Below are 20572 nucleotides of genomic sequence, written 5' to 3' on the forward strand. Positions count from 1 at the left end.
ACCCCTGTATATATGGCCAGCACTACCATCTCGATGACGCCCCGCCGCCTCAACTCGGCTCCCGTGATTCAGCCGCCCAGACGGCCTGAATGAGGCCCCGGGTGGAGTCGTCCATTCCCCCGAGTCCGCTCTCGTGCTCGAGGATACGTCGCGTCTCGCCGGCCAGCGTCTTGCCGAGCTCCACGCCCCATTGGTCGAAGGGATTGATGTCCCAGATAGTTGCCTGGACGAAGACCTTGTGCTCATACAGCGCGACCAGGGCCCCCAGAGTGCGCGGCGTCAGACGATCCAGCAGCAGCGTACTGGAAGGCTGGTTGCCGGCATAACGCTTGTGGCCGGGACGCGGCCCCTCTTCCTCGAGCGCCGCATCGCCCAGCATCAGGGCCCGGGACTGGGCAAAGCAATTGGCCAGCGTCAGGCGATGCTGGCTCATCAGGTGGTCGCGTGTCGCCGGATCGGCCACGTCATCATAGCGCACCCGGGGCGCGATGAAGTCGCACTCCACGGACTGCGTGCCCTGGTGCAACAGCTGATAGAAGGCATGCTGGGCATTCGGGCCGAGCTGCCCCCACAGCACCGGGCAGGTGGAGTAGCCCACCGGCTCGCCATCGTGATTGACCGACTTGCCGTTGGACTCCATCTCGAGTTGCTCGAGGTAGGCGGCAAAATACTCGAGGCGTCCGTCATAGGGCAGGATGGAGTGCGCCCGGATATCCAGGAAGTTGACGTTCCAGATCCCCGCCAGCGCCAGCAACACGGGCAGATTGTCGCCCAGCTCGGCCTCGCTGAAGTGCCGATCCATGTCGTGGGCACCGGCCAGAAGCTCGCGGAAATGTTGCATGCCCACCACCAGGGCAATCGGCAGGCCGATGCCGCCCCACAAGGAGTAGCGTCCGCCGACCCACTCCCAGAACTCGAGCTGATGTTCGTCATCGATGCCCCATTCGCGCATCTTGTCCGGGCTGGCCGAGACGCCGATGAAGTGCTGGCGCATGACCAGCGACTCGTCGACGCCCTCCTCCCGGTCGCCGCCGAGCAGCCTGGCCTTCAGCCAGTTCCGCGCGGTACGGGCATTGGTCAGGGTGTCGATGGTGGTGAAGGACTTCGAGGACAACACGAACAATGTCGTCTCGGGATTGAGCCGCGCCAGATAATCGGCGAGCTGCGAGCCGTCCATGGTCGAAGCGAAGTGCACATCGATGCGATGGATACCTTCGGGCCGATAGTCGGCCAGGGCGTGGGTGACCATCAAGGGGCCGAGGTCCGAGCCACCGACACCGAGATTGACCACATCGCGAATGGGCTTTCCCGTGGCACCGCGCCACTGGCCCGCGTGGAAGCGTTCGACCATGCCCGCCATGCGATCCAGGGTCTCGTGCACCGAGCCCACCAGGTCCTCGCCTTCCACCTCGAGGCTGGCATCGGGCGGCAAGCGAAGCGCCGTATGCAGGGCCGGTCGATTCTCGCTGAGGTTGAGACGCTCGCCGGCCAGCAAGCCGCGAATGGCCTCCGGCACGCCGGCGTCACGAGCCAGCGCCAGCAGCAACGCCAGCGTCCGTTCGTCCCAGCGCTGCTTGGAAAGATCGAGCGTCAAGCCGGCAGCGTACCGGCTGAAAGCGGCGAAGCGTCCCTGGTGCTCGACGAAGAGCTCGCGCAGGTGTCGTCGGCCCATGTCGTCGGCATGTTCGGCCAGGGCGCGCCAGGCACCCCGCTGTTCGACGGGGGGTTGGCTCATGGATGCCCTCCTGGTGATCCTGTCGTGCAGCCCGAGGCAGGGAGGCGTAGAATAGCGGGCTTCCAGCCCAACGCCTCGACCTGCCCATGAGTGACGCATCTTACCGTGACGCCATCTTTTCGACACCCCTGGACCGGGTGGCGCGTTTCTCCTTCGACGAACGCGTGGTGGCCTGTTTCCCCGACATGATCCGCCGCTCGGTACCGGGATATGGCCAGATTCTCGCCATGCTCGGCCCCCTCGCCCACCGCCATCTGCGCCATGGCGGCCACGTCTATGACCTGGGCTGCTCCCTGGGTGCCGCGGGCCTGGCGCTGGCCGGCCAGTTGCCGGTGGAGGCCTTTCGCTACACCGGCGTCGACCTCTCGCCGACGATGGTCGAGCGCGCTCGTCAGACACTGCGCGAGGAATGCCCCGAGCATGACATGGCGGTGCACGAGGGCGATATCCGGCACCAGACCTACGAAGCCTCGGGCATGATCCTGCTCAACTTTACCCTGCAGTTTCTCGCCCCGGCGGAGCGCGACGCCGTGATCGCGCGTCTCTTCGAGGCCCTGGAGCCAGGCGGCGTACTGATCCTGTCCGAGAAGATCGTCGCCGACGACGAGCAGGACAACGCCTGGCTGGTCGAGCGCTATCACGACTTCAAGCGCGCCAACGGCTACAGCGACCTGGAGATCAGCCAGAAGCGCACCGCCCTGGAGAACGTCCTGGTGCCGGATACCCTGGCGGCGCATCATGCACGGCTCGAACGCGCCGGTTTCAGCCACTCGCTGACCTGGTTCCAGTACCTGAACTTCGCCTCGCTGATCGCCTTCAAGGAGGCCTGACGTTGAGCATTCCCGACGTTCATCGCCCCCTCTATCAAGCCTTCCTCGACCAGGGCCTGGACACCTGGCTGGCCCGGCTTCCCGAGCAGCTCGGCCGAGGGCTCGACCGCAAGCGACATGGCGACCTGCCGGCCTGGGAGAAGGCCGTCGCCAAGCTGCCGCCATTGCCCGAGTCGCGCCGGGTCAGGCTCGACACCGACAGCGTGACGGTGGAATGCGCGCTGGACGACGCCCGGCGCCGCCAGTGCGAGAACCTGCTGCGTGCCCTGTCGCCCTGGCGCAAGGGCCCCTACCGGCTCGGCGACGTGACCATCGACACCGAGTGGCGTTCCGACTGGAAATGGCAGCGTGTCGCCCCCCACCTGGCGCCGCTGCACGGACGCCGGGTGCTCGACGTGGGCGGTGGCAACGGTTATCACGCCTGGCGCATGGCCGGTGCCGGTGCTGCCTTCACGCTGGTCATCGACCCGTCGCCACGTTTCTTCTGGCAGTTCCAGGCCGTACGTCACTTCATCGGCGATGCCGACGGTGGGCGCACCCACTTCCTGCCGGTAGGCATCGAAGACGTGCCCGACGACCTGGCCGCCTTCGACACCGTCTTCTCCATGGGCGTGCTCTATCACCGTCCTTCACCGCTGGAACACCTGGCCCAGCTCAGGGCCGCCTTGCGGCCGGGCGGGGAACTGGTGCTCGAGACCCTGGTGGTACGCGGCGATGACACCACGGTGCTGCTGCCGGGCGAGCGTTACGCCGCCATGCCCAATGTCTATTTCCTGCCCTCTTCCGCAGCACTGGTCGGCTGGCTCGAACGTTGCGGCTTCGAGAACGTCCGCGTCGTCGATGAAGCCGACACCCGCCTCGACGAGCAGCGTGCCACCGACTGGATGACCTTCCAGTCCCTGGCCGACTTCCTCGATCCCGACGATGCGACCCGGACCCGCGAGGGTTACCCCGCACCACGCCGCGCCGTGATGGTCGCCAATCGCCCCGCCTGAGCCACTCGAACGCCTCGATACAACCACAGGGCCCCGTCGCGAACCGACGCGACGGGGCCCTGGTGGCTGCCTCAATGCGGCCTTGTCTGGGCGCTGTTAACCTGGCGATCAGCGATTCAACAGCTGACTGATATCCTTGGCTTCCCAATGCGGAAAGTACTTGCGTACCAGGGCATTGAGCTCGACCTCGAAACCGGCCCAGTCGACCTCGCCCGGTGTCGTATCCTGCGCCTCGGCCGCACCGCGGATCATGCCGGCGCCTACGGTGACGTTGGACAGGCGGTCGATGACGATGAAGCTGCCCGTGCCCGGGCTGACCGCATAGTCATCCAGGGCGATGTCCTCGGTCAGGGCCACCCGGCAACGCGCGATGGCGTTGAGCTCGAGCCGCTCGGCCGGATGATGCGCCAGGGTATTGACGTCGACCTGATGCTCGATGGCCTCGACTCGACCCGCCACGGAGCGCCCGGCAAGGCGAATGTCGACCTGCCGTCCCGGTTCGAGCGGCTGCTCGTGCATCCACACGATATCGGCATCGAAGGCATTGGAACGAACCACCTCGGCATCCTCGGCGACGATCCAGTCGCCGCGGGAAATGTCGATCTCGTCTTCCAGGGTCACGGTGATCGCCTGACCGGGCCAGGCGACCTCGAGATCGCCGTCGAAGGTGACGATACGCTCGATCCTGGAAGACTTGCCGGAGGGCAACGCACGCACGGCCTGTCCGGGGCGTAGAATGCCCGCCTCCAGCGTTCCGGCGTACCCTCGAAAGTCCAGGTTGGGCCGGTTGACGTACTGGACCGGCAAGCGCAGATCGCTCAGGTTCTGGTCGCGGCGCACCTCGACGGTCTCGAGCAACGACAGCAACGTCGGTCCCTCGTACCAGGGCATCGACGCGCTCCTGTCGACCACGTTATCGCCCTTCAGCGCCGAAAGCGGCACGAAGTGGATGTTCTCGGCGCCGAGCTGCTCGGCGAACGCGCGATACTCGGCAACGATCTCCTCGAAGCGCGCCTCGCTGTAGTCGACCAGGTCCATCTTGTTGACCGCGATGACCAGATGGCGAATACCGACCAGGTCGGCGATGAAACTGTGCCGCCGGGTCTGGGTCTGCACGCCGTGACGCGCATCGACCAGGATCACCGCGAGCCCCGCCGTCGAGGCGCCGGTGGCCATGTTGCGGGTGTACTGCTCGTGGCCCGGCGTATCGGCGATGATGAATTTGCGCTTGTCGGTCGAGAAGAAGCGATACGCCACATCGATGGTGATGCCCTGCTCCCGCTCGGACTGCAAACCATCCACCAGCAGCGCCAGATCCACCTCGTCTCCGGTGGTCCCGCTGGTCTTCGACGCCTGGGTGATCGCCGCCAACTGGTCGTCGAAGATCATCTTGGAATCGTGCAGCAACCGACCGATCAGGGTCGACTTGCCGTCATCGACGCTGCCGCAGGTAATGAAGCGCAGCAGATCCTTGTTCTCGTGCTCTCTCAAATACGCTTCGATGTCGTCTGCAATCAATTCCGATGCATGTGCCATGACACACCTTAATAGCTGTAAGCTGTAAGCCGTAAGCTGTAAGTCACCCCACACCCCCGGCTTCCAGCTATCGATTCATTCGTTATCCAGAGTACTCAGTAACCCATGAAGCATTGAGGAAATTTCACGGGTTTCCTGTATCCACTGCCGACCTTGCTGCTCACCGATGTAGCCGATATCCATGCCAATATAAATTTGGGTCCTTAACCCTGAACACGAGCCCCTGGCGACTACCAGAAAGTGGCTCTTGTCCTTTTTTCATGCGTCTGGACATTCCTTCGGCGAGGTTCCCTCCCGGTACTGCAAGCTTGCCGCTCTTTCTTACAGCTTAAAGCTTACAGCTTACGGCTACCTGAGGCGCTTCGCGCCTCAGAAGTACCCTTCCCTCTTTTTCTTCTCCATCGAGCCGGCCTGATCGTGGTCGATGGCGCGGCCGCTTCGCTCGCTGGTGCGGGTCAGCAGCATTTCCTGGATGATCTCGGGCAGGGTGGCAGCCTTGGACGCCACGGCACCGGTCAGCGGATAGCAGCCCAGGGTACGGAAGCGCACCCACTTCTCTTCGGGCACCTCGCCGGGTTCCAGCGGCATGCGGTCGTCATCGACCATCACCAGCATGCCATCGCGCTCCACCACCGGACGCGGGGCGGCGTGGTAGAGCGGGACGATAGGAATGGACTCCAGGTAGATGTACTGCCAGATATCCAGCTCGGTCCAGTTGGAGAGCGGGAAGGCGCGGATGGATTCGCCCTTGTTGACCCGGGCATTGTAGAGGTTCCACAACTCGGGCCGCTGGTTCTTGGGATCCCAGCGGTGATGCTTGTCGCGGAAGGAAAAGACCCGCTCCTTGGCACGGGTGGCTTCCTCGTCGCGCCGCGCACCGCCAAAGGCGGCATCGAAGCCGTACTTGTCCAGCGCCTGCTTGAGCGACTGGGTCTTCATCACATCGGTGTATCCGCTCGAGCCGTGATCGAAGGGATTGATACCCGCCTCGACCCCTTCCTGATTGATGTGCTCGATCAGCTCCATGCCGGATTCCGCCGCCATGCGGTCGCGGAACTCGATCATCTCCCGGAATTTCCAGGTGGTGTTGACGTGCATCAGGGGAAACGGCGGCGGCCCGGGATAGAAGGCCTTGCGCGCCAGGTGCAGCATCACCGAGGAGTCCTTGCCGATGGAATAGAGCATCACCGGATTGGAAAACTCGGCGGCCACCTCGCGGATGATATGGATCGATTCGGCCTCGAGCTGCTGCAGGTGCGTCATCCGACGCGGCGTCAGACCCGAGGCATGCTCGTCGGTCTGCGGGGCGCTCTGGTGTGTGGGGGCATCAAGACTGGTCATGGGCCCGACTACCTCGCATGAATTGGGGAAACACTGCCTAAATGCCTGCGCGTGCAAGTCGCTGTGTCGCGCCTTGCGACGCTCGCCGGTTTATGCAGCGTTGCCTTGGGAGGAAAACGCATCATGCGAGGCAGCTTATCGTGCCGCATATAATAACGTAAAAGAATTAATATCTATCTTTTTATTCTCTAAAAAGATATCAGATCACTACCCGTTCCACGTGAGTCCTCACCTCGTCATCCAGATCGAACACCCGGAACCCCGGCAAGGCGGCCTCGTCCACGGCAAACGTCTCGGCACCGGGCAGGAATTGATCGGAGGTGGCGGGGCAGGCATAGACAGGCACGTCCCCGCATGGCGTTACCCGGCGGTGCTCGAAGGCCTGATGGATATGGCCACACAGGATCGCCTCGATCCGCTCATGCGTCGCCAGCACCTCCCAGAACGCCTCGGCGTCGGCCAGCCCCAACGCATCCACCCAACGCGACCCGACACCGATCGGGGGATGGTGCATCGCAATCAGGGTCGGCCGGTCGTCTTCCGCCAGGCGCCCCGCCAGCGCCTCGAGACGAGCCTCCCCCAGGGCACCATGGGTCTGGCCGGGAACCCGGGTATCGAGCAGCAACAGGCGTCGCCGCCCAAGATCCACCGCTTCCTGGAAGGCGCGACACTCGGCCATCTGGCCCGGCTCGTCATGGTTGCCGGGCAACCAGAACCAGGGGCAGCCGAGCCGCGCCAGCTCTCGATCGGCCAAGGCATAGGAGGCCGCCGTCTCATCCTGGCTGACATCGCCGGTCACCAGCACCATATCCGGGCGACAGGAGTCGACCGCTTCAATCACGCTGACGAACTGACGATGGGGAATCCCGGTTCGGGAACGGGCACCGGGATCGGCGTGCAAGTGGCAATCGGAAAGCTGGATCAGCCGCATCAAGGCAGTTCGGGCAGGTCGATGGAATGGCCATGCGCCAGGCCGTGGTCCAGCCACTCGCCGAGGAAACGATTGAGCTGGAGCTTCTCGTCGGGCTGGTGCATGCGGGAATTGGGGTAGCGGTAGCGGCCGTCGAAGTGCCGCTGGCGCTGGAAGTCGGTCACCTCGGCCATGCGCACATCATGGTAAAGATGGACGCGCATGCGCGGCGTCTCCAGCACCGAGTCGAGCACGCCTCGCTGGGAGACACGCACGATGCTGGTATAAGGGGCTCGTTCCTGAAGCTTGAGGCACAGCACGCCGAGACGCCGGCCATGACTCACCAGCTCCACCTCACGGGACTCGCCGGCTTCCAGGTCGCCCAGCAGGCGGACCAGGCGCACATAGTTAGCGGTGCACTCGCCCTGGAGGCCTTTCAAGTCGGTGACATAGGCGTTTCTCGACACGCTCTACCTCCTTGCTCTCAGTGAGGCCCGCTCCGCAGCCAGCCAGTGGAAGGCGATCAGACACATGGCATTGTCGAGCCGCCCGACCTGGAGGAGTTCCCAGGCTCGGCCGAACGATAACACATGCACGCGAATATCCTCGTTCTCCTCGGCCAGACCGTGCACGCCCCCCAGGCCTCGGCTGTCGACCAGGCCACAGAACAGCGAGACCCGCTCGTCGCAGGCCCCCGGGCTCGGGTAATAGGTGTGCAGCTCGATCAAGTCGCCGACCGGGCAGCCCGCTTCCTCCATGGCCTCGCGACGCGCCACCTCGGCGGCACTTTCCCCATGCTCCACCAGGCCCGCGACAATTTCCAGCTTCCACGGCGAAGCGGGATCGTCGATGGCCCCGGCGCGAAATTGTTCCACCAGGACCACGGCATCTCGCTCCACATCGTAGAGCAACACGCCCACGGCGTCATGGCGATGATGCACCTCGCGAGTCATGGCCGCACTCCAGCCGCCGTCGAAGAGGCGATGGCGCAGGTAAAGCGCATCCAGGCGAAAGAACCCCTCATGCAGGCAGCGACGTTCGATCAACTCCACATCGCCGGCACCGAAATCGGCGCTGGGCAGCGTACGGGATGGATCGGCGGCATCGGTCTCCGACATGCGGACCTCCGGTATTCACGAAAGCCCCATTATCGTGACCCCGGAACGCGTTCACAATGGGAGCGGCGCCGACGGCCGTTTCAGTGCGCCAAGCGCTCGGCCATCTCCCCCGCTTTCCGGCGAAGCGCTTCATCGGACGCCTGCCGCCCTTCGCGGGCCTGTCCTTCCGTCGCACGACGCGCGTGCGCCAGGGCCTGCTCGTCGCGTCCTTCGTCCTCCAGGTACGCCGCATAGTAGTAATGGACATCGATGCCCTCGGGGCGAATTTCCAGGGCACGCTCGAACATCTGCTCGGCCGTGTCATCATCGCCGAAGGCCACTGGCCAGCCGGGCGCCCGGTCGTACAGCGCACCGAGGGTGACATAGGCGGACCCCCGGTGGCCTTCGGGATCGAGCTCGATGGCACGCTCCAGCACCCGGCGCGCCTCCTTGGCCGGTCCCAGGGCATCCAGGCCACCGACTTCCCGGGCCTGGGAAGCCAGGATGATGCCTTGCCAGACCAGTACTTCGCTGGTGTCGGGGTGTGCCTCGGCCAGTGCTCCGGCTTCCTCTGCCAGCGACGACAAAGCATCGGCGCGGCGAGCCTCGTCCATGGCGGTGGTGATGTTCTCCCAGCGGTTGCGCAGCGAGAAGACCTCGTTCTCCCAGGCTTGGGCAACCGGCGCAAGGCCTATCCCCAGGCACAGAGCAGTGGCAAGCAGGTGGCGTTTCGACATGATGGCTTCCTCGTGTTGTGGTTGTCGGAATGGCCCTTCACTCTGAGAATGTAACGAACGTTTGATTTATTCTCCACTCGAATCGCCCTGCCCATCATGAGTGAGGAATTGCCTGTCGGCGGGTGCATGACGTATGTTGCGGCTCTTCGACGAGCCAGAGGCGCGATCCATGAAAGGCCGCAACATGACCCGTTGGCGCGATCCCGCCAAGGACCCGCGCCAGGAACCCAAGAGCAACCTGATTACCGCCGAGGGCGCCGAACGCCTGCGTGGCATTCTCGATCACCTGTCGCGGGTCAAGCGCCCCGCCCTGTCCACCAAGGTGGGCGAAGCCGCCGCACTCGGCGACCGCAGCGAGAACGCCGACTACACCTACAACAAGAAGGAACTGAACCGGGTCATCGCCCGTATCCGCTACCTGACCAAACGGCTGGACGAGCTGCAGATTGTCGACCGTCTGCCGGCGGATACCGACCGGGTCTTCTTCGGCGCCTTCGTCACCCTGGAAGATGAAGCGGGCGAAGAACTACGGCTGCGCATCGTCGGCCACGACGAAACCGACACCGGCAAGCACTGGATCAGCGTCGACGCCCCGCTGGCCAAGGCGCTGCTCGGCAAGGGGCTGGACGACGAAGCGACCGTCGCCGCACCTGGCGGGGAAACGACCTACCTGATCACCGAGATCGACTATCGCGATCCCCAGGCCTGAGGCTCGCAAGAGACGAGCCGCGAGCCACGAGATGCGAGCCCCGAAGCCCGAAGCTCGAAGCTCGAAGCTCGAAGCTCGAAGCTCGAAGCTCGAAGTCCGAAGTCCGAAGTCCGAAGCCCGCATGCAGGATCAGCGCTTCACCGCTCGATAGACCCGGAATCGACGGTCGTCGGCGAGGATCTCGAATCCCCCGAAGGCACGCTCCAGCAGGTCTGGATACGGCAGGAAGGCATTGGCCACCAGAATGAGCTGGCCGCCCGGCTCGAGACGTTCGGGCGCACCGGCGATCAACCGCCCGGCGGGACCGTAGTCGACGGCACGCTCCTGATGGAACGGCGGGTTGCTGACGATGGCGTCGAAACGCTGCGCCGCGAGCCCGTCATAGACGTCGGCATGGACGACCTCGCCCTTCAGGTCATTCGCCGCCAGGGTTCGGCGTGCCGCCTCCACCGCGAAGCCATTGACGTCCACCGCTGTGGTCACGAGTCCGCGCCGGGACAGCCAGGCGGCGAGGATCCCGTCGCCGCACCCCATGTCCAGCACTGCCCCCTGCCTCGGCAGGCATGAGTCCAACTGCGCCAGCAGCAGCCGGGTACCGTCGTCCAGCTTGCCGTGACCAAACACGCCGGGATGACTGATCAGCGTCAGGCCTTCGGCCTCGAAGGTCGTCCAGGCGGCGTCCGGATCGATATCGACGCGATCCAGGCGCGAGGCAAACAGGCTGCATCGCCGGGCGTTGTCCACCTTGCGACACCCGAGCCCCAGCGCCGCCAGCACCTTGAGCACGCGCTTGATCCCCCCCTGGTTCTCGCCGACGACGTGCAGCGGCGTGCCCGGTGGCAGACGTGCACATAGCCACAGCAGCCACCACTCGCCCTGGGCATGCGCCTTGGGCCAGAACAGCACCACGCCCGGCGGTGCCGACTCATCCGCCGCAAAGGGAGAAAACGCCTCTCCACCACGCTCACGCCAGGCCGAGAGCAGGGTCCGGTCGGCAGACAGCAGGCGGCCTTCCGCCTCTTCCAGCCAGCGATCCCGGGGCGGCGCTACCCACCACCAACCACGATAATCGGTCGATTGGCGCTCGAGCAGTTGGCAAACGGGGGTTTCGGCGCTCATGGAAGAGACTCCTCGGAATTGGCAGGCACCAGGGTATAGAGCAAGTAACGCCCCAACCGCCAATGCGGCTCGGCGCGGCTATGACGCCACTCCAGCTCGAGCAGCTTGCGATACGCCTCGTCACTGTCCAGCGGGTGCTGCAGGTAATCGTGAAAAATCCTAACCCCCGCGCAATGCGTGACGACCAGGCCATTCTCCTCGGCCCATTCGAGGATCTCGCCATGGCGCAACGGCGAGATGGGCGTCAGGCGCTTGCGGCGTCCCTGGCCGGCCAGACGGTCCTCCAGCACACGGTCGAGATTGCCCTTGACCACATTGGAAAACCGCAGGGCATCACGGTTGAAGACCATCAACGACAATTGACCCTGTGGCGCCAACAGGCGCGCCAGGGTGGCAAAGGCGGCACGCGGATCAGCCATCCACTCGAGCACGGCATGACAGGTGATCAACGACCAGGGACCGGGGAGTCGCTCGGGCAAGGCCTGAAGCGGCAGCGGCAGCGACGTCACCCGAGCGTCGACGAGGGACTCCCGCGCCCGCTGGAGCATGTCGACGGCAGGCTCGCAAAGGGTGACGGCGTGACCACGATCCGCCAGCCAGCCGGACAGCTGGCCGAGGCCGCCACCGACATCCAGGGCCATCTGGCCGTCGAGCGAGAGCATCTCGGGCAGCAGCCGGTCGAGCAAGGCCAGACGCAGCTCGCCACGGCGCCTTCCGTAGAGGCTATCGGCGAACTTGTCGGCCATGCCATCGAAATAGCGATCGCCATCCGGTGAAAGGTGTGTCGCGATAGCGGTCATTCCCGTCATGAGGATGAATGGGCGGCATTCTACCCGGAAATGATGAGCAACTCAGTGGGTGTTTACAAAAGTCACGAGCGACGGCCAGGCCAGGCGAAATCAGCCGAAACAGCGGAGTTTACGAGTTGGTAAATGAGCATTTTGAGGCTGATATCAACGCCGCATGGGCGAGCGCAGTAGTTTGTAAACACCCTCTCATGGGCCTGGCGGGTTTATCTTGCCCGGTCAGATGCTTATACTACGCTCCGTTTCGCCCTCTTAGCTCAGCAGGATAGAGCAGCCGCCTCCTAAGCGGCAGGTCGCAGGTTCGAATCCTGCAGAGGGCGCCACGCCTCATCCCGTCTCGTGCATGACCACGCGGTCACGCCCCAGGCGCTTGGCACGATAACTGGCGGCATCCGCCCGCTGCATCACGTTGCCGATGCGTTGATCCCCGGGCTCGAAACAGGTCACGCCGATGCTCAGGGTCACACGAAGCGCCTGCCCCTTGTGAACGACCTTCAATTCGCCAATGAGATCCCGCAGCGACTCGGCGATGCGCCATGCCTGTTCGAGCGTACAGCTCGGCAACAGTACAGCGAACTCATCGCCGCCCTGGCGAGCGGCGTGGTCGCTGCGCCGAATCGTCCAGGCGAGCACTTGGGCAACCCGACACAGCATCTCATCGCCCAGGGCATGACCACCGATATCGTTGATCGGCTTGAAATGGTCCATGTCGAAGAGCAGCAGTGCCGAGGGCGTACCGGTCTTGCGCCAATCGGCCAGCGCTTCCTCGAGACGACGCTCCAGACCCCGCCGGTTGAGCAGGCCGGTGAGCGGATCATGTTCCGCCTCCCACTGGCGTAGCGCCTCTTCCTCGCGACGCTCAGTGATATCCTTCACCGTTCCCACGAAGCCCAGGTAGGTGTCGTCCGAGGTAACCCGCCTGGCGTGTACCTCGAGCCAGAGCATCTCGCCGTCCTGCCGGTAGTAACGATACTGCTGGAGGAAATCCTCGCCGCTGTCCAGGCTGTACTGCCAGAGATCCAGTGCCGACTGTCGATCATCGGAGTGGATACGCTCCACCCATGAGGAAAGCTGATGCTCTCCGGCACCGTAACCGGTCAACTCGACCAGTGCCGGATTCATGTAGGACACGTTCCCGCCTTCGTCGGTCACGAAGATACCGACCGGTGATGACGACAGGGTGGCATCGAGAAAGGCCTGACGCTCGCTTAGCCGGGCGTTTGCCTGCTCGCGCGCCACCTCGACCCGGTTGAATGTCTCCGCGACGCGCTGAAGCTCCTGCATCCGTGTCGCCAGGGCCACCCGGGTCCGCTGCCCCTGCCCGACCTCTTCGATCTGGGTCTCCAGCCGATACAGGGGACGCAGCGACAGCCACACCAGCCAGCCCATGATCGGCATCACCAGTCCCGCCACCAGAAGCGCCCACCAGCCAAGCCGGTTCACCAGCTCCTGCAGGGGCGACATGGCCTGGGGCTGGGGCAGAACGACGCCGACGATCCAATCCGCCGGCCAGATCTGACGATACGCCTGGTACGCCATGTCACCGCTGATCAGCGTTCCCAGTGCCTCGCCTTCCCAGCCGTACAGCGACAGGTTGACCCAGGGGTTGGCCTGCTCATCGGGAACGGGCTCGAGCATCAGCGACTCGTCAGGGTGATAGAGGATACGACCGGAAGAGGTGATGACGGTGGCGAACCCCTGGGCACCCAGCCGAATACGGCTCAACCGCTGGAAGAGATTGCCGCCCCGGATGCTGACGACCCCGCCCACCAGCCCCTGGAAGTCACCGGTCTCGTCGAGGCGCGGCGCCATCAACATCACCAGGGGCGCATCACTGGCCTTCCCATGGAAAGGCTCGCTGACATGGGGACGCTTGAAAGCCTCGACATGCTGAAAATACTCACGATTCGAGGTATCCAGCCCAACGCGACCCTCGACCCTCGGCCAGTCGGAGACAACCCGACCCTCGGCATCGATGACCACCAGGCCATCGAACCATTCGAGCAAGGCATCGCTCTGGCGCAAGGCATCACGCAGCCCGGCCTCCCGACTCGACGCTCCCAGCCGGTCCGCCAGACGCTCCAGTGCCGCTAGCCGCGAATCCATCTGCTGCGTCAGCTCATCGGCAATCAGCCGGGCCTCGTAGCGCAGATGGGTGCGACTGGAATCACCGACCAGTGTCTCGCCGGAACGCCAGCCAAACATCAGAAGCAGGGCTGCCACCACGATCCAGGTAACGAGCAACCCCTGCAGCAACCGCCCCTTGAGGGACAAGGCTCCATGGAGGTAACGGGAGAAACGCGTCGGCACCACAGCTCCTCTCAGCGACAAGGTCCATCTCGATCACGCCAGGAGACAGCGTAACAGATCGTTCAGTGCCTATCGGAAACTGACGTGCCGACATGTCGTCGCCCCCATGCTGGCCAGGCATGGCGACGCCAGAAAGTGTTTTTCCATCCGGCACCTCGCCCGCGGACTGGGGTGCCGGGAGTCACACGCCATGGGGCCGAGGCCTCAGTCCGCCATCAGCGGCGGTCGAGCTGTTCCACCTTCAGCTCATAGTTGTTGACGCCGGAATGCGCCGAGCCGAACTTCTGGCCCTGTACGCGAATACGATAGCGTCCCGGCTCGAGAAGGGTCTCCATGTCGACGTCACCATCGAAGCCCTCGCCGGCGCCTTCGGCCACGACGCGACCGGACTCATTCAGCACATCCAGGGTGATGCGATACGTGTCCTCGTGGCCTGGCGGATAGGTGGCCGTCTCGATGGAGACAGTTCCGGCCTCGGCGACATCGAAGGTCAGCACCTCGCCCCGGGCACGAATCTTCACATCGGTGACGATGGTCTCGAAGCTCTGCTGGTCATCAGCCTGTTGTGCGGAAGCTTCCTGTTCGGCAGACCGCCGCTCGGAAGCCTGTTGTGCCTGGCTAGCGGTCGTTGCCGATGCGCCAGCCGAGGCCGCCGCAGTCGCGGTACCGGCCGTCGCGGCACTGGACGTCGCATCGCCGGCGGCACGCACCGTGGCCACGGCATCATCGCCGCGCACGAAGACCGACTTGCCCCCTGTACGGTTCTCGCCGATGAACTGAATGTCTCCGCCGTCGTCGACAGCTTCCTCGACACGCTGGCCTCGCTCGTCCAGCCCAGCCACATCGATGGAGTAGGTATCCCCCGCCTTGCCCCGGGTACCGAAACGCTGAGCTTCGACACGCAGCACATAGTCGCCGGGCTCCAGCGCCGTCTGGAGTTGCAGCCCACCGTTCTGGCCCAGTGCCTGGGAACGCGCGATCTCCCGACCCTGGCTGCCCAGCAGCACGGCGGCGATGCGGTAGTCGTTGGAATGACCGGCAGTCACATCACTGGTGAAGCGGTAGGTTCCGGCCTGTTCCACGCTGAAATCATGCTCGTTGACGCCACCGAACATGAAACTGCGGCTATGGGCATCGGTCTCCGCCTGGAAGAAGCCGGTCAGGTCCATGCCCTTCCCCTCTTCCCGAAACCTGTCCTGTGTCTCGCTGGCCACCGCCGGCCCGGCCACAAGGCTCAAGCCCAGGGTCAGCAAACCCGCGGTTACGATCGGCTGTTTCATGGAACCTCGCTTGCGTCATTCACGCCCAATGAAAAAAGCCGACCCCGGGGGATCGGCTTTCGTTGTGCAACCCTTCGGGCAGGTCTCCCTGCGACCGGGGTTTAGAACATGTAGGTCACGCCGACGCCGACGCCGTCACCTTCGTCCTCGGCCTTGTCATAGAAGGCAGCTTCGGCCCAGGTGTACATGGCATCGGAGATGTTGTAGGTGGCGCCCACGATGACCTGGTTATAGGTTTCATCGTTGTTCTCGTTCGGGAAATCGCCATCAGCAGCATCGGCAACGGTGTCGGAGAAGTCTTCCGCACCCACGTCGACATACTGGTAGGCACCGTAGATGTCGCCGTGTCCATAGCCGTAGCGAGCACCCAGGCCATAGAAGTTGGTGGAGTCGACATCACCCACGTCGGAATCGAAGCGCTCGAGCTTCAGGGCGACGCGCAGGCTCTCCCACTGGTACTGGCCAGTGATACCATAGCGGTCACCGAACTCCTGGTTGTTGGCCAGGCCTGCAGCTGTCACCTCGTAGTTATCGAGGTTGTCGTACATGGCGGCCACGGAGAAGTTACCGACGGTGTACTTGGCGCCACCAAAGATGGAAGCGTTCTCGTCACCGGAAACATTCTCGGCTTCAGCGTCACCCTTGAACTGGGTACCGATGGCCAGTTCCAGACCGCTGAAGGACGGAGAAATGTAGGTCAGCTGGTCAGTCTGAATGGAACCGCCAATGCCGGAATAGCTGGTGGAGTCGGTGACATCGAAGCCTTCGTTGTTGGTGACGGGATCCTGGATCCAGTCATCGAACAGGTCGTCGTAGGAACCGATCCGGACGTCACCGAAGTTGCCCTTCATACCGATGAAGGCGGTGTCACCACCGTTCTGGCGGGGACCAGTGGCCATCTCGTCGGCGTTGATATCGTCGATTTCCAGCTTCATGTAGCCAGTCAGGCCATCATAGATGACATGCTCGGCGGCGAAGCCGAAGGTGGTGCCGTTATCGGTCAGCTGGGTGTCGTACTCGCCGTTGCTGCCCTTGGTGCTGTAGACGGCCAGCTGGATGTTGCCGTAGACGTCGAGCTTGGTGCCGTCCTGGTTGTAGACGGTGGCGGCCTGGGCGCCGGAGGCGGCCATGGCACCGGCGATGGCAGTCGCTAACAGTGTCTTTTTCATTGCAATCTTCCTTATGACTAGCTTGCTGTTTCGATCGTTGCTGCGGTTTGCAGCCGGCTTGCCTGTCAGGTGCCGGTTCTCGTCGCTGCTCACGTCCCTCTCGGGAGGTGGCAAAGCGAGCCAGACCACGGCCAAGCCTTGTTATAATCCAATGCTCGCAGGAGCAACTTTATACCGGGATTCTCGGGAGCGCAACAAGAAAAAAACACTGTTTTCCTTCACTGCGCAATCCGATACCCGCTCATTGACCTGCGGTAGCGGCCGGGCGCCGTCTCGGCGAGCCGCCGCCGCCCCCCGGGACGATACCTGACGGCTCGCCCCGCCAGCGCGGTGCCGGATCATCATGCACCGCTGATATGACGCTTTCAAGTCAATCGAAAGGCGAAACAGGCGACATCTTCGTGTTCAACGCGGGTTATGGCGCGCCACCAGCTCGCCCAGCTTGCGCTGCAGACGGCTATCCTCGGGTTCATCATCGTTCCCGTCGGCCTCCACCGACGGAGCCGCCTCCCGTGTCGGCGGGTCATGACGAACGTCGCCGCCGGCATGTTGCCCCTTCCCTTTCGAGCGCGGCATGCGGCGGGCGGATTTCGCACTCTTGCGCCGGTCCGACTGCAGTCGATCGAGCTTCTTGCGGGCATGCTCGGCGGCTCCCGCATCGACCTCTCCTGCCGCCGCACCGGTCAGGTCGATGCGCTCGGCTCCCTCGCGCACGGACTTGAGGTAGCGCGGCAGATTCACATAGCAGGCGAGGGCACGCCGCACCAGCTTTTCGGGCCAGGACTCGCGCTCGGCCAATGCCTCGTGAATCCCCACCTGGAGTGGCCGCGTGTGCCCCTTGAAGAAGGCATCCGGGTAGCGCTGATACCACTGCTCGAGCAGTGCCTGGGGAGACGGTGCCTCCTCGATGCTCGGCAGGGCATCCTGCTGGCCCGACGACGCTTCCGCGGCCTCGGGGGCCGGCGCCGAGGCGGGCTCCGGTGACGGGGCCTCATCGGGCGCGACATCCCCCTTCGGGGATTCCACCTCCCGATGGCGGTGCCCGATCAACGCCGACAACCCCTGGGCGGGCCGCCCCCGGCGCTGGAAGAAGGAGGCGGTATCCCGCTCACTCGCAAGCTCACGATCCTCGCGCAGGTGGCGATTGTGGGCTTCGAGCTCGCGGTTCTGTTCGTCGAGCTCGCGGTTCTCCTCGAGCAGTTCCAGACCGGATGCCTCGGCGTCGGCCAGGCGACGCTGGAGCTCCGACACACGCTGCTCCAGGGCTTCGCGCTCGGCCTCACCTTCCCTGGCCTCGGCCGTCAGTTCGGCATTGCGCGCTTCCAGCGACTGCCGCTGACGTTCCAGCTCGTCGAGCCTTGAGGACATCGCCTCCCGCTGAACGCGCGCTTCCCGCAGCGCGTCAAACAAGGCCTCGGCGCGCCCCTCCAGCGCCACCATCAGGCGCGTTGAGCGTTCCTCGATCAAGTCCTGATCCTCCAAGTGCGCCATCCATCCTGACAGTCTGTGTCAGTCGCCGGCCTCTGGCAAACCCCGGCGCCGATACGACACGAAATCATAGGCCGGTTGTCCGTCGCCGGGTGAGCCGGGCACACGCTGCTGTTCTTCCCACTCGGCCATGTCCAGAACCGGAAAGTGCACATCGCCGTCCAGCTCGACCGCGACTTCCGTCAGGTAAAGGCGGCTGGCATGTGCCAGTGCTTGAGCATAGATCTGGGCGCCGCCCATCACCATGATCTCGTCGACGCCGTCGATGGTTGCCTGTTGGTCCGCCAGCGTCAGCGCCGAGGCCAGATCATGGCAGACCCTCACGCCTTCGGGTTGAAAACCGGTATCCCGCGTGACCACGATATTGAGCCGACCGGGCAACGGCCGGCCGATCGATGCGAAGGTCTTGCGCCCCATCACCAGGGGCTTGGCCTGGGTCATGCGCTTGAAGAACTTGAGATCCTCAGGCAAGTACCAGGGGAGCTGGTTGTCTACACCGATCACCCGATTGCTGGACATGGCGGCGATCATCGCCACCGGCACCAGAGTGGTATCGATCATACGGCCACCTCCGCCTTGATGTGCGGGTGCGGGTCATAACCGTCGATGGCGATGTGCTCGAAGCGGAAGGCGAAGAGATCATCGATGTTCGGATCGAGCGTCAGTCGAGGCGCGGGAGTCGGCGTCCGTGCCAACTGGCGCTCGGCCTGTTCGAGATGGTTGAGATACAGGTGCGCATCACCGAGGGTATGCACGAAATCGCCCGGCTCCAGGCCGGCCACCTGGGCAATCATCCGTGTCAAGAGCGCGTAGCTGGCGATGTTGAAGGGCACCCCGAGGAAGATATCGGCACTGCGCTGATAGAGCTGGCAGGACAGGCGCCCCTCGGCCACATAGAACTGGAACAGGCAGTGGCAAGGCGGCAAGGCCATCTCATCGACCAGGGCAGGGTTCCAGGCCGATACGATCAATCGCCGCGATTGCGGATTGCGCTGCAGCTGCTCGAGCAGGCCGACGATCTGGTCCACATGCCCACCACGCGGGTCGGGCCAGCTGCGCCACTGGTAGCCGTATACCGGTCCCAGGTCGCCGCTCTCGTCGGCCCACTCGTCCCAGATCTTCACCCCGTTTGCCTTGAGGTAGGCGATGTTGGTGTCACCGGCCAGAAACCACAGCAGCTCATGGATGATCGAGCGTAGATGCAGTTTCTTGGTCGTGACCAGCGGGAACCCGCGCGAGAGGTCAAAACGCATCTGATGACCGAACAGCGAACGAGTACCGACGCCGGTGCGGTCATCGCGTTCGACGCCATGCTCCAGCACGGCGCGCATCAGATCGAGATAAGGCTGTTCCAGAGGGGGAAGAGTGTCGGCTGTCACGGCATCGTCGCAGCTGGGAAATGGGACACTCATTCTACACAGAGGCCTTCACCGCTTGAAGCTCGACACTTTCAGCCTACGAGCCACGAGATTCGAGACACGAACCCCGCGTTGCACGATACGAATGACGATCACGCCCTCATGGCTCGCATCTCGCATCTCGCATCTCGCATCTCGCATCTCGCATCTCGTAGCTCGTAGCTCGTAGCTCGTAGCTCGTAGCTCGTAGCTCGTAGCTCGTAGCTCGATACTGAGCTTCAGGGCGTCGGCTGACGACGCGACCAGAGCATCAACAGCCCTCCGGCGACGATCATCGGCAGCGACAACAGCATGCCCATGGTCAGCCAGTCGAAGGCGATGAAACCCAGCTGGGGATCCGGCCGCCGCACGAACTCCACCGCAAAGCGGAAAATACCGTAGAGCATCAAGAAGAGCCCGGATACCAGGCCACGGCGACGCGGATGCGCCGAGAACCACCACAGCACACCGAACAGCACCAGCCCTTCCAGAAGTGCCTCGTAGAGCGACGAGGGATGGCGCGGCTCCGGCCCCATGCCCGGGAACGGCATGCCCCAGGGCAAGTCCGTCAGTCGGCCGGGCAGCTCATGGTTGATGAAGTTGCCGATGCGCCCTGCTCCCAGGCCGACAGGTACCAGAGGGGCGACGAAATCGGTCAGCGTGAAGAAGGCCAGCCCCTTGCGACGGGCGAAGAACCAGGCGGCCAGCAGTACGCCGATCAAGCCACCATGGAAACTCATCCCGCCGTCCCAGATACGCAGGATCCAGAACGGGTCGGCCAGCCACTGCCCCATGCCATAGAAAAGCGCATACCCCAGGCGCCCCCCCAGCACCACGCCCAGCGCCCCATAGAACAACAGGTCCCCCACGTCGTCACGCGTCAGGCCGATGCGTTCGGCACGTTGTCTCCCCAGCCACCAGGCAGCGATGAAACCGATCACGTACATCAGGCCATACCAATGCACCTGAAGAGGCCCCAGGGAGATGGCAACGGGGTCGATGGAGGGATAAGTCAGCATGGAATCCTCAGGAAAAAGTAAGCCGTAAGCCGTAAGCCGTAAGCCGTAAGCCGTAAGCCGTAAGCCGTAAGCCGTAAGCCGTAAGCCGTAAGCC

General features: G+C 63.9%; 19 protein-coding genes, 1 tRNA gene and 1 pseudogene. 4 read left to right on the plus strand and 17 right to left on the minus strand.

Going from position 1 to position 20572, the window contains the following annotated elements; all coding sequences use genetic code 11:
- Positions 1-49: 49 nt before the first annotated feature.
- Positions 50-1735 (minus strand): glucose-6-phosphate isomerase, encoded by a 1686-nt coding sequence (gene pgi, locus RSO41_RS17925; RefSeq protein WP_315620625.1) that lies wholly within the window; start codon positions 1733-1735, stop codon positions 50-52.
- Positions 1736-1821: 86 nt separating this feature from the next.
- On the opposite strand from pgi, the gene cmoA reads away from it, so the two are divergent.
- Together cmoA and cmoB are read left to right on the plus strand one after the other, a co-directional pair.
- Complete coding sequence (gene cmoA, locus RSO41_RS17930; protein WP_315620626.1) at positions 1822-2565, plus strand: carboxy-S-adenosyl-L-methionine synthase CmoA; 744 nt, start codon at positions 1822-1824, stop codon at positions 2563-2565.
- Between the two features lie 2 nt (positions 2566-2567).
- Positions 2568-3560 (plus strand): tRNA 5-methoxyuridine(34)/uridine 5-oxyacetic acid(34) synthase CmoB, encoded by a 993-nt coding sequence (cmoB, locus tag RSO41_RS17935; RefSeq protein ID WP_315620628.1) that lies wholly within the window; start codon positions 2568-2570, stop codon positions 3558-3560.
- A gap of 108 nt (positions 3561-3668) precedes the next feature.
- On the opposite strand, the gene cysN is transcribed toward cmoB, so the two are convergent.
- The 7 genes and pseudogenes from cysN to RSO41_RS17965 all read right to left on the minus strand — a co-directional run bounded on the left by cysN (position 3669) and on the right by RSO41_RS17965 (position 9181).
- On the minus strand, positions 3669-5096 hold the full coding sequence (gene cysN / locus RSO41_RS17940) for a sulfate adenylyltransferase subunit CysN (protein ID WP_315620630.1): 1428 nt from the start codon (positions 5094-5096) through the stop codon (positions 3669-3671).
- Positions 5097-5171: 75 nt separating this feature from the next.
- Positions 5172-5342: pseudogene (locus tag RSO41_RS18535) on the minus strand (four helix bundle protein); the annotation flags it as partial.
- Positions 5343-5465: 123 nt separating this feature from the next.
- Positions 5466-6437, minus strand: a complete 972-nt coding sequence (gene cysD, locus RSO41_RS17945) for a sulfate adenylyltransferase subunit CysD (protein ID WP_315620631.1) — start codon at positions 6435-6437, stop codon at positions 5466-5468.
- Between the two features lie 199 nt (positions 6438-6636).
- Positions 6637-7368, minus strand: a complete 732-nt coding sequence (locus RSO41_RS17950) for a metallophosphoesterase (RefSeq protein WP_315620645.1) — start codon at positions 7366-7368, stop codon at positions 6637-6639.
- Entirely contained in the window at positions 7368-7814 is a 447-nt protein-coding gene (locus RSO41_RS17955; RefSeq protein WP_275288569.1) for a DUF1249 domain-containing protein, read from the minus strand. The genes RSO41_RS17950 and RSO41_RS17955 overlap by 1 nt, the downstream gene beginning before the upstream one ends.
- Positions 7815-7817: 3 nt before the next feature.
- A complete protein-coding gene (locus RSO41_RS17960) occupies positions 7818-8465 on the minus strand; it encodes an NUDIX domain-containing protein (protein ID WP_315620632.1) in 648 nt (215 codons plus the stop codon).
- A gap of 80 nt (positions 8466-8545) precedes the next feature.
- On the minus strand, positions 8546-9181 hold the full coding sequence (locus RSO41_RS17965; protein WP_315620634.1) for a TRAP transporter TatT component family protein: 636 nt from the start codon (positions 9179-9181) through the stop codon (positions 8546-8548).
- 169 nt (positions 9182-9350) lie between these two features.
- Between RSO41_RS17965 and greB the strand changes: the two genes are divergently transcribed.
- On the plus strand, positions 9351-9890 hold the full coding sequence (gene greB, locus RSO41_RS17970; protein WP_315620635.1) for a transcription elongation factor GreB: 540 nt from the start codon (positions 9351-9353) through the stop codon (positions 9888-9890).
- A gap of 129 nt (positions 9891-10019) precedes the next feature.
- On the opposite strand, the gene RSO41_RS17975 is transcribed toward greB, so the two are convergent.
- Positions 10020-11009: a class I SAM-dependent methyltransferase gene (locus RSO41_RS17975; RefSeq protein ID WP_315620636.1), complete on the minus strand. Its 990-nt coding sequence runs from the start codon at positions 11007-11009 to the stop codon at positions 10020-10022.
- Positions 11006-11809: a methyltransferase domain-containing protein gene (locus tag RSO41_RS17980; protein WP_315620637.1), complete on the minus strand. Its 804-nt coding sequence runs from the start codon at positions 11807-11809 to the stop codon at positions 11006-11008. The genes RSO41_RS17975 and RSO41_RS17980 overlap by 4 nt, the downstream gene beginning before the upstream one ends.
- A gap of 252 nt (positions 11810-12061) precedes the next feature.
- Here RSO41_RS17980 and RSO41_RS17985 point away from each other — a divergent pair.
- A tRNA-Arg gene (locus tag RSO41_RS17985) sits at positions 12062-12138 on the plus strand.
- 4 nt (positions 12139-12142) lie between these two features.
- On the opposite strand, the gene RSO41_RS17990 is transcribed toward RSO41_RS17985, so the two are convergent.
- The 7 genes from RSO41_RS17990 to lgt all read right to left on the minus strand — a co-directional run bounded on the left by RSO41_RS17990 (position 12143) and on the right by lgt (position 20478).
- A complete protein-coding gene (locus RSO41_RS17990) occupies positions 12143-14125 on the minus strand; it encodes a diguanylate cyclase (RefSeq protein WP_315620638.1) in 1983 nt (660 codons plus the stop codon).
- A gap of 215 nt (positions 14126-14340) precedes the next feature.
- A complete protein-coding gene (locus RSO41_RS17995; protein WP_315620639.1) occupies positions 14341-15405 on the minus strand; it encodes a hypothetical protein in 1065 nt (354 codons plus the stop codon).
- A gap of 101 nt (positions 15406-15506) precedes the next feature.
- A complete protein-coding gene (locus tag RSO41_RS18000) occupies positions 15507-16574 on the minus strand; it encodes a porin (RefSeq protein ID WP_315620640.1) in 1068 nt (355 codons plus the stop codon).
- A 405-nt stretch (positions 16575-16979) separates the two neighbouring features.
- Positions 16980-18056 carry a ProQ/FINO family protein gene (locus RSO41_RS18005; RefSeq protein WP_315620641.1) on the minus strand — a complete coding sequence of 359 codons (1077 nt, stop codon included), beginning with the start codon at positions 18054-18056 and terminating at the stop codon, positions 16980-16982.
- Positions 18057-18083: 27 nt separating this feature from the next.
- Positions 18084-18623, minus strand: coding sequence for a dihydrofolate reductase (locus RSO41_RS18010; protein WP_315620642.1), 540 nt, complete (start codon positions 18621-18623; stop codon positions 18084-18086).
- The gene (locus RSO41_RS18015) at positions 18620-19474 is read right to left on the minus strand and encodes a thymidylate synthase (RefSeq protein ID WP_315620643.1); all 855 of its coding nucleotides are present in this window, start codon (positions 19472-19474) and stop codon (positions 18620-18622) included. The genes RSO41_RS18010 and RSO41_RS18015 overlap by 4 nt, the downstream gene beginning before the upstream one ends.
- Before the next feature lie 224 nt (positions 19475-19698).
- A complete protein-coding gene (gene lgt / locus RSO41_RS18020) occupies positions 19699-20478 on the minus strand; it encodes a prolipoprotein diacylglyceryl transferase (RefSeq protein ID WP_315620644.1) in 780 nt (259 codons plus the stop codon).
- Positions 20479-20572 lie beyond the last annotated feature (94 nt).

The sequence above is a fragment of the Halomonas sp. I1 genome, assembly GCF_032334135.1.
GTDB lineage: Bacteria > Pseudomonadota > Gammaproteobacteria > Pseudomonadales > Halomonadaceae > Halomonas.